Annotated in this window: 13 protein-coding genes; 5 read left to right on the top strand and 8 right to left on the bottom strand. The window is 63.3% G+C overall.

Annotated elements, in window-relative coordinates; all coding sequences use genetic code 11:
• Positions 1-23 precede the first annotated feature (23 nt).
• Positions 24-779 carry a hypothetical protein gene (locus tag KBB96_RS14790; RefSeq protein ID WP_211630219.1) on the top strand — a complete coding sequence of 252 codons (756 nt, stop codon included), beginning with the start codon at positions 24-26 and terminating at the stop codon, positions 777-779.
• Positions 780-986: 207 nt separating this feature from the next.
• Positions 987-1700 (top strand): hypothetical protein, encoded by a 714-nt coding sequence (locus KBB96_RS14785; RefSeq protein ID WP_211630218.1) that lies wholly within the window; start codon positions 987-989, stop codon positions 1698-1700.
• 53 nt (positions 1701-1753) lie between these two features.
• Here KBB96_RS14785 and KBB96_RS14780 read toward each other — a convergent pair whose 3' ends face one another.
• From KBB96_RS14780 to KBB96_RS14760, 5 genes are all read right to left on the bottom strand, one after another.
• Positions 1754-5614, bottom strand: a complete 3861-nt coding sequence (locus KBB96_RS14780) for an FtsK/SpoIIIE domain-containing protein (protein WP_211630217.1) — start codon at positions 5612-5614, stop codon at positions 1754-1756.
• Positions 5598-5810, bottom strand: coding sequence for a hypothetical protein (locus tag KBB96_RS14775; RefSeq protein ID WP_211630216.1), 213 nt, complete (start codon positions 5808-5810; stop codon positions 5598-5600). Before KBB96_RS14775 ends, KBB96_RS14780 begins: the two co-directional genes overlap by 17 nt.
• Positions 5807-6340: a hypothetical protein gene (locus KBB96_RS14770; protein ID WP_211630215.1), complete on the bottom strand. Its 534-nt coding sequence runs from the start codon at positions 6338-6340 to the stop codon at positions 5807-5809. The genes KBB96_RS14775 and KBB96_RS14770 overlap by 4 nt, the downstream gene beginning before the upstream one ends.
• Before the next feature lie 27 nt (positions 6341-6367).
• Positions 6368-6640, bottom strand: a complete 273-nt coding sequence (locus KBB96_RS14765; protein ID WP_211630214.1) for a WXG100 family type VII secretion target — start codon at positions 6638-6640, stop codon at positions 6368-6370.
• A gap of 183 nt (positions 6641-6823) precedes the next feature.
• A complete protein-coding gene (locus KBB96_RS14760) occupies positions 6824-7774 on the bottom strand; it encodes a ThuA domain-containing protein (protein WP_211630213.1) in 951 nt (316 codons plus the stop codon).
• Between the two features lie 140 nt (positions 7775-7914).
• Between KBB96_RS14760 and KBB96_RS14755 the strand changes: the two genes are divergently transcribed.
• Positions 7915-8502, top strand: a complete 588-nt coding sequence (locus KBB96_RS14755; RefSeq protein WP_211630212.1) for a sugar O-acetyltransferase — start codon at positions 7915-7917, stop codon at positions 8500-8502.
• Here KBB96_RS14755 and KBB96_RS14750 read toward each other — a convergent pair whose 3' ends face one another.
• Positions 8503-10233, bottom strand: coding sequence for a cation:proton antiporter (locus KBB96_RS14750; protein ID WP_211630211.1), 1731 nt, complete (start codon positions 10231-10233; stop codon positions 8503-8505).
• A 93-nt stretch (positions 10234-10326) separates the two neighbouring features.
• Between KBB96_RS14750 and KBB96_RS14745 the strand changes: the two genes are divergently transcribed.
• Entirely contained in the window at positions 10327-11187 is an 861-nt protein-coding gene (locus KBB96_RS14745) for a carbon-nitrogen hydrolase family protein (RefSeq protein WP_211630210.1), read from the top strand.
• A 41-nt stretch (positions 11188-11228) separates the two neighbouring features.
• Here the strand turns inward: KBB96_RS14745 and nagA are convergent, their stop codons facing one another.
• Positions 11229-12380 (bottom strand): N-acetylglucosamine-6-phosphate deacetylase, encoded by a 1152-nt coding sequence (nagA, locus tag KBB96_RS14740; RefSeq protein WP_211630209.1) that lies wholly within the window; start codon positions 12378-12380, stop codon positions 11229-11231.
• 143 nt (positions 12381-12523) lie between these two features.
• Here nagA and KBB96_RS14735 point away from each other — a divergent pair, with 143 nt between their 5' ends.
• Positions 12524-13294 (top strand): CHAD domain-containing protein, encoded by a 771-nt coding sequence (locus KBB96_RS14735; protein ID WP_211630208.1) that lies wholly within the window; start codon positions 12524-12526, stop codon positions 13292-13294.
• Here the strand turns inward: KBB96_RS14735 and pgsA are convergent.
• Positions 13283-13873 carry a CDP-diacylglycerol--glycerol-3-phosphate 3-phosphatidyltransferase gene (gene pgsA / locus KBB96_RS14730; RefSeq protein WP_211630207.1) on the bottom strand — a complete coding sequence of 197 codons (591 nt, stop codon included), beginning with the start codon at positions 13871-13873 and terminating at the stop codon, positions 13283-13285. The two genes, KBB96_RS14735 and pgsA, sit on opposite strands and share 12 nt — an antisense overlap.
• Between the last annotated feature and the right edge of the window lie 37 nt (positions 13874-13910).

The raw sequence follows: 13910 nt of genomic DNA, 5'->3' as shown, positions 1-13910 counted from the left end.
ATGGTGCCAACATCATGAAACCCATGGCTTTCCGTCTCCCCGCCGTTTTTTGCTTCTGCCTGCTGGTGGCGGCTCCGGCATTCGCCCAAAGCGGGCGCTTCAGCGGCATCAAGCGCAATGAGCGAGACCGCCAGTCGAAACTGGAGATGGAACCGGGGGTCGTTTATTTCAACGATCCCGCGAAGCGCCCGGTCGAACTGACGATCATCAAGGAAGCGCCTGTTTTCTCGGACAAGGAAGGCAACCACCGGGTGGGATTTATCCGCGCCGATCAGACGGTGAAGCTGGAGGCCATGACGGAGCGCGCTTATTATGTCCGCGGCAAGGGGACCCGTGACGATCTCGTCGGATGGGTGCCGCCGTGGGCATTCTCCTCGAAAGACCCGAATTTCGTCGAGAATCTCAAGAAGCTCTACAGCCGTCAGATCGTGGTCCAACGCTTGGTCGCGAACCACCAGGTCGCCGTGGGCATGACGGTGTCCGAAGTCGCCGCTTCGCTCGGCAAGCCCACCAGAACCGATGTCCGAAAGACCGGCAAGGGTGAGAGCGGGCGGTGGGAGTACATCGACTACGAGGATCAGAAAAACTACGCCCTCGTCCGTGACCCCTATACGGGAAATCTTTTCCGCCAGCTCGTCAGCGTGACGCGGATTGAGAAGGGGAAGACCTCCGTCGAGTTCGACAATGGCTTCGTTTCCGCGATCGAGGAAAGCGAGAACAACCGCCGCGGCGCCGGGGATGTGCGTCTCATCGTGCCGCCGGTGGTGTTCGGGTGGTGAGCCCGGCAGTCGGCACCGATGACCTCCGACTCTTCCAGTCGCTCCGCGACTTTGAAAAGCCGCGGGGGCGAGTGTTACAGGTTTGTGCCGAAATCGTGGCTGCGCCCCATATCTCCACGTTCATTCCGTTCCGTGTGTCCTTCCTGCCACGCTCGTCATCCCAGCTGGGAATTGACGGGCGCGGGTTTTCGGGCATAACCCGCCGCGATGACATATCGTAATTTGACTTTGGCATGTGTGGCGGTTGCTTCACTGGTGCTTTCTTCGTGCGCCCAGTGGACCGAATCCCAGAAGGCGAAACTTTCCACGGTGGCGGTCACCCAGGTGCAGGTGGCGAAGGATGCGTATCAGTCTCCGCTGGGTGCGCAGGATGTTCAGGTCCACTACTACGGCCAGGTGGGGAATGGCAGCTTTGGACAGGGGGCCGCGGTGGGAGCGATCCTCGCGCTCGGGAGCGAGATCGCCGAGGCGATCCAACAGAAGATGTTCGAAAGCAAATATGCCGATGCCATCGCCAAGGCACCGCAAAACCTACCTACCGACCTCGGCAAGCGCGCCCAAACCGCCTTCGCCACGAACCTCGCCCAGCAACCCTTCTTCCGCGGCAAGATCCAGTCGTCTTCTCCCAACTATGTCAGCCTGTCCATCGAACACTACCGTTATGTCCGCTCCGGCAAAGCCGATGGCGAGGTGCTGGTGCGCCCGGTGATCACCGGGAATCTCAAGGTAACCGCCGCCGGTGAAAAACTGCTCGATACCCAGGTGGTGGGCGATGCGGGTTCCCACACCTATCCGCTGACCCATTTCGCCTCCAATCCGAAGGCGACTTCGCAGGCGTTTGACGAGGCGGTGCAGAACCTCACGATTTCGGCGATCCGGGCGCTGGATGCCAAGACGGGTGTGAAGCCCGGCGGCCGCTGAGTCCGGTCTTGATTCGTTTTTCAAAGCAGCGCGGGGATGATCCCCGCGCTGTTTCAGTTTTGGAGACGGGCTTTGGTTTCCTCCAGCCACTCGTCGTCCGGCAGCGCGTAAGGGCGGAAGGTTTCGTCGCTGCCGAGGTGCTCGTTGTGGAAGAGCGCACGGTGCAGGCCGAGGCCGGATGCGGCAGGGCCGTCGATGAGGTTGGCGGAGTCGTTCGCACTCATCTGGAACAGCACGCGCATTTCGAACTCCGCCATCAGCTTGCGCGGAATCCAGCGGCTGACGTTGTTCCAGGTGTCCGTGGAGGCAAGCACGTGGATACCAGCGGGGCCGCCTTCGTTGAGAACGTTCGCGAGGATCTGCGAAGCACTCGCGGCGGAGGCGTCGTCATCCATCGAGAAGCGGAAGTCATCCTCGGGGCGCAGCGCTTTGAAGCGTTGCAGGTCACGGACGATCAGGAAGATCTCCGGAGAATCCGCAGGAGTGCCGGCAGCGCGGCTTTCGAGGGTCGCATTGAGTTCGGTCATCAATACGGCCGCTTCCGCCGGGCCACCGATCCGCACCTTGTGCGGCAGCATGGCGGTGAGGCGCTGGAACGATTCCTCGCCCGGCAAAGCCGCGGCATTCGGATCAAGGATGAAGAACTCCGCCTGGCCTGCCGGATATTGGGAGGCCAGCGAGAGGATCGAAACCAGCAGCAGCGAGAACGTTCGCTCGCCGGATTGGCCGACGACCAACAGGTGGCTGCCGCTCTGGCGCTGGAAGCGCGCTTCGGTCGGACCCTTGATCGAGTTCGGTGCCCCCAGCCAGGCTCGGCCCGCGGCGGGGCGGGTGGTCGGCCGGGTGCGCAGTGCGGCGGCGAGTTCGGCGTTGTCGCGGATTTCCGCCGGAGCGTTGCCTTCGAAGACGATCGGAGCCGCCGGGAATTCGGCGTGCTTGCGACCGAGTGCCGCCACTTCATCCAGCAGCTTGTCGCGTTCCTGCTCGGACAGCCACACGATCTGGAACGGGCTGTTCGCGGCCAAAGCACCGGCCTGGTCATTGTAGATGCCTTCGCCGGGACGGGTCAGCAGGCGCGGGGCCGGATTGTCCTCGTCCATGATGAGGTGCGCGTCCGCTTCATTGCACTGGAGCGCGATGCGGATGACCATCTGGCCGAGCGTGGCGCGTGCCAGCGTGTAGGCGCCGCCGAGTGTCTGCGATCCGAGCAGCACGTGGATGCCGAAGGCGCGGCCCTGGCGGACGATGCGGTCGAGAAGCAGCGAGGCTTCCTGCGCCACCGCATCGTCTTCGGTGAAAAACTCCTGGAACTCGTCGATCAACAGCAGCGTGCGGGGCAGGGGCGAGCCGTGACGGTTGTAGGAGGCGAGATCCTGTGAGCCCGCCTTGCGGAAGAGTTCGCCGCGGCGCTTCAACTCGTGATCGACCTGCTGGAGCACGCTCAGCGCAAACTCGCGGTCGCTCTCGATCGCCACCACCTTCGCATGCGGCAGGCGCTTGGTGCCGTAGCACTTGAATTCGACGCCCTTCTTGAAGTCGACCAGATAGAACTCCACCTGCTCCGGGCCGCACCACAGCGCGAGGTTGGTGATGATGACGTGGAAGAGCGTGGATTTGCCGGAACCGGTTTTGCCCGCCACCAGCACGTGCTGGCGGGTGCCCTTGCCAATGGCGAGCATCTGAAGCTTCTTCGCGCCCGCGCGCCCGACCGGCACGCGCAGTTCCTCGGAGGTGTCGTGGGTCCAGCGTTCTTCCACCGGCGGAGTGATCTGGGAGAACGGCACCTGCACGCGGTTCGAGTCGATGCTTGCTTGGCCGATGCGGTGGATCAGCGTGCTGGCATCGTCATCGGATGGCGGCGTGTCGAAGGTGACCTCGCCGGTGCCATAGGAGGTATCACTCAGGCGGAATTTGCCGCGCTCCAACGTGACCCGCAGGCAGGCGCGTTTCAGTTCTTCATCGAGTGAGGATTCGATCGGCTGGCTGCGGTCGCACTGGATCAGCAGATGGACACCGCAGCGCGCGCCGCTGGCGGCGATGGAACGCAGCCGCTTCGCCGCCGTTTCGCTGAAGGCGGTCGGGAGTCCGGCGATCACCAGGAAGCGATACTTCTCGGCCACGCTGCCCGCCTGCTCGTTGTAGTCGGCGATGGTGGCGTACTCGTTGCGGAGATACATCTGGATCACCTTTTCGATGTGCTCGCAGAGTTCGGCGAGGCGCTCCTCGATCTGGGTGGTCTGGGTCCAGATGCGGTGGGTGATCAGGGTTTCCTCATAGTCGGAAAGGTGCATCAGCCCGGCGAAGCCGCGACCGAGTCCCACGGGATCAATGAAGACGAAGGACGAGCGGCCCGGCGGCAGGCTCGCCAGCAGGCGGAGCGCGATGCCATTGATCGCATCGATCGCGGCGGCGGGGTCGCCGTTGGTCTCGATCATCAGCGAGCCGTGCTGGGGGAAGCCGAGCGCCAGCGGCACCTGGAACTTCGGAGGGCCGGGAAGAGCGAGCCGCTGGGTTTTAGGGATGCCGTCGGGCAGGTTGTTCAGATCCACGGCGATGCGACCGATGCGGATCGCGGCCGGAGTTTCCATAGGCGGCTCCCAGCTTTCACAAAGGTCGTGTGTCCAATCCGGATAGCGGGCATCAGCCGGACCTTCGAGGGCATCGAGTTGTTCCTTCAGTGGAACCATCTCCGCCACCCATGGCTGCTCCAGTTCGCCGAGAGTTTGGTTGATCGCGGATTCGATCACCGCCATCGCGTCATCGCGTTCATGGGATCGCTGGAGAGCCACTTCGGCGGAGTCCGAGTGGGACATGCCGAGCGCGGCTTCATGGCGGCGATTGAGATTCGCCAGATTGCGCTGGTGGAGCTTGTCGAGCTTCGCAGGCAGGCGCGCGTGTTTCTGGTCGAGCTTCTTCATTTCCTCCGCCGTCAGCTTGCGGAGTTCGGTGTCGGCTTCGCCGAAGACCTCGCTGATCCGTGAGTTCTGGTCGTGCTCCTGTTGTTCGACCTCGGCCTTGAGTTCCGCCACGCGGGCACCGGACAAGGCCCGTGCCGCCTGCGCGTTGATAAGGGCGGATTGCAGTGCTTTCGCGCCGCGGCTGCCCGTGGACCAGGAAAGGCCGAGTGCCAGCAGCCACACGGCGGCGAGGATCCCTTCCGTGATGGCCAGTCCCGGCATCAGCGGCGTGCCGGAACGGGAAAGCCAGTAGTGGACGCCCGCCGCTATCACGGCCAGGGCGATCCATGGTACGAAGCGGAACAACTTCGCCAGCGGCAGGCGATGCGCGGCCTCGGCGGCTGCGCGGGCTTCCTCCACATCGGCCTGGAGGGCGGCGCGCACTTCCTCCGCGGTCCCCACCGCTGCGGCTTTCACGGCGGCCTTGTCATGGATATCGGTATTCCGCAGCAGCAGCGGAGCGAAGGAACGTAGCGCCTTCTTCAGCGAAATTTTCGCCTCCTCGCGCACCTGCAGATCGCCAGCCAGCAGATTCTTGAATGCCTCGTGCTTTTCCCCGGCGGCGGCCACCTCCTTCTGGCGGCGCTGCCTGTCCGCGACCATGGCTCCGTGCGTGGAGCGGACCTTCTGGTCCTTCACGAGCTGCATGCGTCCGGACAGCGAAGTACGGCTGCCGTGGTAGGCATTCTGGATCTTGATACGACGTGCCTCGTAGATCGCCTGCTGGAGTTCGAGCGCGTGCTTGTGCTCCTTCCGCAATTCCTCCACCTGCCCGTTGAGGGTCTGTGAGTCCGTGTTTTCGCGTGCGGAAATCTGGCGGATCACCCGCACCCGCTGCTCCTCGCGGGATTTCATCAATTCCTGTTCGCGCGCGACGGTGTGGGTGACGCCGTCCTTCAGTCGGGAGAGCCGGCCCAGCACCTCGCCGGGGTCGATGGGGTCATTCGCAGTCGGCATGGACTTGTTGGAGAAGGCGTTCGATATCCTCGATGACTTTTACGGTGGCGCGTACGCTGGATTCCAGATCCGAGAGATAATCCTGCTCGAATTCCTGGGCCTTGCGGTCGCGCCAGGAGGCACGGACTTCCAGCCATTGTGCCTGGAGCTGGCTGGTGGCGCCGGTGAGGAGGCCTTTGCTGTTGGAGACGCTCATGACGGGGAGGAAGGATCGGTCGGGGTTTCGGTGGCGGAATCGGAAGGCTTCAGCGGTCGCTTGGTCTCGGCATAGGCCTGGAGCGCCTTGATGGTTTCACCCAATGATACGACCCCGCGCGGCAATTGTTGTCCCAGCAGGCCGAACATCCGGTCGAGCTGGCGGACGAGGGGTTCCGCGCGGTTGTCGAACTGCTTCCGCCACTGCTGGATGACGCGGAGCCGTGCCTCCGCTTCCTCCACCAGCCGCTTGCATTTCATCACGTTCATTTTCTGAAGGGCGTGGCTGCCCTTCGGGTCGGTGAGAGTGGCGCTGTAGAGCTCCTGCTCCGCCTGCTCCAGCTTCTTGGTGTGGCGCTTCACCTGCATGCCCCAATGCTGGATACGGTCGGTATCCAGCCAGGTTCGGGTGCGGCGCACGTCGCCCACCATCTCCTCCAGCGCCGAGCGCGCCTGGTTGATGTAGCGGATGAGGTCGCCCCGGAAGCTCTCCAAGGCCTCGATCGAGGAAATCCGTGTCTGGTCGGACATGGCGGGAGGGAGGGAAACCTGCCCGGCTCAGCGCTGGTCGAGGTATTGCTGGATGCGCTCGGCCTTTTTCAGCAGGTAGGGTGTGTGGCGCTCGGACAACTCGAGGAACGCCTTCAGCGTTTTCATGAGCTGGGTGAACTCCCCGGCAAACTTCTCCTGCTCCTGATCCTGCCAGGTCTCCCCAAGCGCCGTGAAACGGGCCATCAGCGAGGACGAACGCTCCCGCAGGTCTCCGTTGAAGCGCTTCAGTTCCGCGGCAAAACGGCGGACCTCCTCGGGGTCGATGATGGCTTGTGACATGGCAGTGGATGCCTTCCGGGCACCTTTCCAACATTCAAGGCAATCCGCTGCTTCCTTTCCAGTTCGATTGTGAGTTTTGACAAACTCCTTACAAATCGCGAACCGCCACCGCTTGCCCCGTGGATGGGTCAAAAAAGGGGCACCCTCCGCTGGAAGGTGCCCCTTGGGAAAATCCCGGCTGGCTTACTGGGCCGGGGTGCCTGCGGTGGCGGGCTTTGGCTCGGCGGCCGGTTTCGGGGCCACGTAGGGCGGATTGGTCATCGCGCCCGGGGCGGTCTGCTTGAGGTTCGGCGGGATGTCCGCCTTCACTTCGCCGAGCGCCCACTTGATGCCGCCGGTCAGCATTGTCTTGAAGATCGGATTGGTCCACACGTCCTCGCGGTGGCCCAGCGCGGTGTACCAGACGCGGCCCTTGCCTTCCATGCGCGCCCAGGTGTTCGGGAATGGCGGACGCTTGTAGGGATCGCCTTTCATCGAAGGGGAATCGAGCACGGACAGCACGTGGATGTCGGAGTTGAAGTCCTTCAGGGAATACCATTCCTCCTGAAAGCTGAAGTCCTTCGGCACATCGGCGAGGCCCGGGAACTTCGGATCGGTCACGGTCACCTTCGCGACCTGCTGCGCGCCGTGGATGATGAACTCCGCGCCGATGAAGTGAACATAGGGGTCCGCCTTGTCACCGTGGTTCGTGAAACGCTCCGGGCCCTTCTTGCTTTCGTTGTCGGTGTGGAAGGTATCGGTGGCGGAGTGGGTGCCGATGAAGCCGTGGCCCGCGCGGACGTAGTCGAAGAGCGCCTGCTTGCCCTCGGCGGTCATCGGCGGCTGCTTGTCGGTGCCGGGAGTGAGGAGGTCGCCGGTGGTGTAGAAAAACACCGCGTCGAACTGGTTGAGGTAGTCCTTGCCGAACTTCGAGCCGTCCTTGGAGAAGGTGAACTCCCAACCGTTCTTCTCGCCCAATTCCAGAAGCTGCTTTTCGGCGAAGCTGGGCTGGCCGTTTTTGTACGAGATCACATCGTGTTCCCATCCGCTCGATTTGGAGAAAAAGAGGATCTTTTTCTTCACGGCATCGGCGGCAAGCGTCGGAAGAGCCATCATGGCGAGGGAGCCCAGAGCGAGGGCGATTCGTTTCGACATGGCAAAAGGCTACCATGTGCGGGCAGCTTGGAAAGAGATTTGCGCATGCAACTATCTGCGCGGCTTTCCCATGCAGTTCCCCCAAAGGAACGGGTGTATTTTCCGTGGCGGAGATGGACTTCCCGGGCATCTTCACGGCCATGACCGAGAAGGAAAAGATGCTGCGCGGGGAACCCTACTTCTCCTTTGGCGAGGAATTGGCGGGCGAGCGCCAGCACGCCAAGGAAGTGGTGTTCGAATTCAACCGGCTGGAACCTTCCAAGGTCGTGGAACGCCATGCCCTGCTCCGCGGCCTCTTCGGCTCCGCGGGCGGGAAATTCTACATCGAACCGCCGTTCCGCTGCGACTACGGCTACAACATCCACTGGGGCGAGGGCAGCTACGCGAACTACAACCTGGTGATCCTGGATTGCAACCGTGTCACGATCGGCGACCAAGTGCTGATCGGCCCGAATGTCAGCATTTACACCGCAGGCCATCCCATCGATCCGGTCACCCGGGCGCAGGACGTCGAGTTCGCCCTGCCGGTGACCATCGGAAACCGGGTCTGGATCGGTGGCGGTGCGATCCTCAATCCCGGTGTGAGCATCGGAGACAATACCGTGATTGGCGCGGGCAGCGTGGTGACGAAGAGCATTCCCGCGAATGTCGTGGCGGTCGGAAATCCCTGCCGGGTGCTGAGGGAGATCCGGCCGGACGAGATCGGCGGGGATCACGGGAGTGATTGATCACGCCTCCACCTGCGCGAACAAATCGCGGCGGATGCGGTCGCGCTCGCGGTCGATCTGTTCGTCGGTCGCGCCGAAGTATTCGAGGATGTTCTCGGTCATCGACAGAGCCACCTCGCCCTCTCCGGAAAATACCGCGTCCGAGCCTTCGTTGAGCAGTTCGTCCGCTTCGCGGAGATAGGCGGTGCGGGCCAGCACGCGCACTTTCGGATTCAGCTTTTTCGCCTGCTGGATCGCCTCGCTGCCCATTTCCACGCTGGAGGCGCTGAGGATGAAAATGTCGGCCTTGTCCGCACCCGCGGTCATCAGGGTTTCCGGATGGCTGGCATCCCCATACACGGCGGCGATGCCTTTGCTCCGCAATGTCCGCACGGTATCGACGTTCATTTCGACGATGACCGGGGTGAAGCCGTTCTCCCGCAGCAGGCGGGTCACGGTCTTGCCGACCGGCCCGTAGCCGACAATCACGGCGCGGCGGTTGTCGTCAGAATCGGCGGGCAGATTGTCCGTGGTTTCCACCGCGCGTGCGGCCAAGGCGCGGAATCCCGGCATCTTTGACAAGCGGCGTTCCAGCGGTCCGGCGCAACGGTAGATCAGCGGAGCCACCGTGATGGTGATGATCGCGGAGGCGACCAGCACATTGAAGGCCTTGTCATCGAGCAGTCCGTATTGCTTGCCGATGGTGCCGACGATGAACGAGAACTCGCCGATCTGCGAAAGCACCGCGCCCACCGCGAGCGAGGTCTTCAGCGGATAGCGCAGGATCAGGGCGATGGCGATGGCCGCCAGCGGCTTGCCGATGAGGATGATGCCCACGGTCGCCACCGCCAGCCACGGTGTTTCGAGCAGGCTCTTCAGGTCGAACAGCATGCCCACCGAGACGAAGAACAGCACGCCGAAGGCATCCTTCATCGGCAGCGCATCGGTCGCGGCGCGGGTGCTGAATTCCGAGCGTGCCACCACCATGCCTGCGAGGAAGGCGCCCAGCTCCATCGAGACGCCGAACAACTTCGCCGCACCCACCGCGATGCCCAGCGCGATCACCAGTACCGCCAGCGTAAACAATTCCCGTGAACCCGTGCGCGCGATCACCGTCAGCAACCGCGGAATCGCCCAGCCGCCGACCACGAAGGTGAAGGCCACCAGTAGCACGATTTTCAGCGCGGTCCAACCGATCGCCAGTGCCAGCGCGCCGCCGCCGGCGCTCTCACCGCCGAACACGGCAGGGATCAACACCAGTACGAAGACGGTGAACAGATCCTCCACCACCAGCCAGCCGATCGCGATGTGGCCGATCGGTTTGTGCAGGTCGTGATTGTCCACCAGCACGCGCGTGAGCACCACCGTGCTGGCCACCGCGATCGCCATTCCGAACACCGCGCCCTGCGTCCAGCTCCAGCCGAAGAAATAGTGCATCACCACCATGCTCAGCACCGTGGCCACCGCGCTCTGAACGATGGCCCCGGGGACCGCGATCCGTTTCACCGCCAGCAGTTCCTTGAAGTGGAAGTGCAGGCCCACTCCGAACATCAGCAGGATCACGCCGATCTCCGCCATCTCCTTCGCCAGATCCTTGTTCGCGGCGAAGCCCGGGGTATTCGGGCTGACCAGAATACCCGCGACCAGGTAGCCCACGATCGGTGACAGCCCCAGCTTCTGGGAGCCGAGGCCGAGCGCCAGCGCGGCGGCGAGGCCGCCTGTTAGAGTGAGGATCAGGTCGAGGTGATTCATGAAAAAGCCATTGGAGGATACCCGGATCAGGGACTACGTCCCGGAAAAATTTGCTGGCATGGCGGATTTTTCACCCGATCAGTGGGCCTGTTCATGCGCACCGCCTCCATCCAGTGGGACATGCAGCGTCCCGCTTCCACCGAAGCCTTCTTCGAACGCGCCGCGTTTTTCGTGGAAACCGCGGTGACGGATTATGGCGCGCATCTGGTGGTTTTTCCGGAATATTTCACGCTGCCGTTGCTCTCACTGGGTCCACGTCGGCGGGCGATGGATTCGATCCGCGCCTTGGCGGAAATGACCGGCGGGGTGAATGACGAGATGACACGGCTCGCCCGCCAGCATGGTGTGTGGATCGTCGCAGGATCGCAGCCGGTGGTACGGGACGGGCACTTGTTCAATATTGCTTTCATTCATGGGCCGGAAGGCCAGCTCATGGAGCAGCCGAAGCTTCATATCACGCCGTGGGAGCGCCATGCGTGGGATGTCAGCGGCGGGGATGATCTCGTGGTCGTGGACACCGGCATCGTGAAGTTCGGCGTGCAGATCTGCTATGACATCGAGTTCCCGGAGCCGACGCGCGTGCTCGCGGACCGCGGCATTGAACTACTAGTAGTGCCGTACTGCACCGATGACCGCCGCGGCCATCTTCGGGTCACCCGCTGCGCGATGGCCCGCGCGGTGGAAAACCAGATCGACGTGGTCACCGCCGGTTGTGTCGGCACCTTGACCCGTGTGCCTGCCGCAAATCTCCACTACGCCCGCAGCGGAGCCTTCACACCGGTGGATCTCGCGTTTCCAAACGACGGTATCGCCGCCGAGGCGGAACCCGCCGTCGAACAACTGCTCATCGCGGATCTCGATCTGGATGCCCTGCGCCGCTCGCGGGGGGAGGGTACGGTTACGCCCCTGAAAGATCGGCGGCGGGATCTCTTCGGAGAGGCTCCGAAGGCATGACGCGCCCGGTTGTTTCGCCGGGCGCGCTTTGAAAACAACTCTCAGGCGCTGAAGCGCTCTTCACCGCCCACCAGCGTCTTCCAGATGTTGAAGTCGGAATCGAGGAGGACGATGTCGGCGTGGAAGCCGGACTCCAACTTGCCGAAGCCTTCAAGGCCGAGCGACTGGGCCTGGTTCCACGAAGTCGTCTTGACGATCTCGGTGAGTGGCAGGCCGGTGAGCTCCGCCACATTGCGGAGGCCCACGTTGTAGAGCAGTGCGGAACCGGCGAGCGCGCCGCCGTGCTTGAGACGGGCCACGTCGTTCTCCACCACCACTTCCAGGCCGCCGAGCATGCATTCGCCGTTGCCGATCCAGGAGGCGGCCATGGAGTCGGTGATCATCAGGATGCGGTCGATGGGAACCAGCTTGAAGATCAGCTTCAGCATGTCCGGGGCGAGGTGGACGGTGTCGCAGATCAGCTCGATCTTGATCGAGTCATCCATGAGGCCGGTGCCGACCGCGCCGATCTCGCGGTGGTGGAGCGGCGTCATGGCATTGCCGAAGTGGGTGAGATGGGTCAGGCCCGCGGCCTTCGCATCGCGGAGATGGGCGGCGGTGGCGGAGGTGTGGGCGGCGGAGCTGGTGATGCCGATCGCGCGCGCTTCGCGGATCACTTCCAGTGCACCCGGCATTTCCGGAGCCAGCGAAACGATCAGGGCCGGGGCGATGTCGTGGAAAGCCTTCAGCTCGGCGAAGTTCGGCAGGCGCACATATTCCGGGTTCTGCGCACCGGCCTTCTCCTTGTTGATGAAGGGACCCTCGACGTGGACGCCCGGGGCGCGGGTGAATTCCGGGTTCGCCATGTATTCGGCGATTTTGCCCGCGATTTCCTCCAGCTTGTCCTGCGGCTGGGTGAGGGTGGTGGGCAGCCAGGTGGTCACTCCTTCCTGGAGCTTCTTCTTCGCGATGTGGCGGACGGCTTCCAGCGTGTTGTCACAGACATCGTGGCCATCGGCACCGTGGCAGTGGATGTCGAAGAAGCCTGGCATCGCCGTGCGGCCTCCGGCATCGATCACCACTTCGGCTTCCGGCAGCGCGGCCCCCGCTTCGAAGACCGCGGCGATGCGGCCGTTTTCCAAAAGCAGGGCTCCGTTCCCGATCTCCTGATCCGGGGACACAATGCGGGCGTTTTTGATCAGCGTTTTCTTCATGGACAAAAACAGACAAAGGTTACGCGGGGAATGGTCGGCGCATTTTCGGTGGCTGACAAGCCGGGAGCTTTCGGTTAGCGTCCGCTGATTTTTTCGTCCCTTGTCCCATCATGAGCGAGAGCCATCCGCGACCCCCCTCCGAAGTGCGTTCCCGCCTGGTGGCCGAATGCCTGGTGATGGAGGAGAGGCTGCGCGGCTTGCTCAACCCGAATGCCCACGTCACGGACGAAACCCATGCCCTGCGGAAGAAAGGGAAGTCCCTCCGTGGCGGGTTGGTGCTGTTGCGGGTGCCGAAGTCCGCCGCCCGGGCAGTGGCGGCGGTCGGGCGATTGCTAGGCGCTCCGAGGGATTCCGTATCCAGACGGACCACGTGGCGGCGGCTGGAACTGGAAGGAGGCCCGCATGCGGAAGAGCCGTCCGTGGCGGCGATCGGCGCCTTGCTGGAAGCGCATGCGAAATCGGCGGCACGTCGCCCGCCTCCGGTGGCGGTGGAGTGGGCGGAGGCCAGACTGCGGCATGCCCGCGCGGCTCTGTCCGCCATTTCAGAGGAAGATTTGGAAAAGCGGGTGCGCAAGGGCCGGAAGGCGCTCGCCCGGCGGCTGGAGAAGCGCTTGAAGGCGGTCGGACATGATCCCGGCGCGGTGGAACTGCATGAGGCTCGCAAGGCGATCAAGGCCTGGCTGGGAGCGCTGCATCACTTGGGCGAGGAGCCGGAAAAGGAGTTGGTCGACTATGCCGATGTGCTCGGGGACGTGAACGACCTGCACGTGTTGGCCACTTGGCTGGCGGTGCATGGCTTTTCCCAAGCCCTCTCGCCCATCCCATGGCGGGCGTTGGAGGAGCGGTTGGCCTCGCTGCTGGAGACGGTGCTGTTGTCCGCGCCGAAGGTCCGGAAGGCCGTGTCAGCGGGCTGAACCTTTCAACAGATGGCGCCCGCTCCAGAGGTAGTTGCCACCGGAAATCACGGTCAGCGCCACGGCGGTCCACAGGGAGATCTGGGCCAGCCAGCCATCGGGGCGGCTGAGGTTGATCCAGAAGGCGGTGATTTTTCCGGGAACTTCGATATCCGAATAGGTCAGCCACACGAGGCCGGTGATACAGAAGGTGAGCTGGAAGGTGGTCTTCCATTTGCCGAGATTGTCGGCGGCCAGCACCTGCCCGGCTTCGATGGCGATCTGGCGCAGGCCGGTGACGAGGAACTCGCGGGCGATGATCAGGGTGGTGACCCAGACCGGGCACAAGTCCTTGGCGCAGAAGAAGACGAAGGCGGCGCAGACCAGGATTTTGTCCGCCAGCGGATCGAGCAGTTTGCCCAGCGGCGTGACCAGACCCAGTTTGCGGGCGAGGTAGCCGTCCAGCCAATCACTGGCAGCGGCGATGGTGAAGGCGATCAGCGCGACGACATGGCCGCGTAGTCCGGCGGCTCCCGTTCCGACGACAAAAACGACCGTCAGGACGAGGCGGGAGAGGGTGATCGCATTCGGCAGATTCACGGACCGAATGTGGGAAATGCATTCGGAAAACGCAACA

The organism is Luteolibacter ambystomatis, assembly GCF_018137965.1.
Lineage (GTDB): Bacteria > Verrucomicrobiota > Verrucomicrobiia > Verrucomicrobiales > Akkermansiaceae > Luteolibacter > Luteolibacter ambystomatis.
Note: the sequence above shows the minus strand (reverse complement) of the source record. Positions and strands in the feature narration are given on the sequence as shown.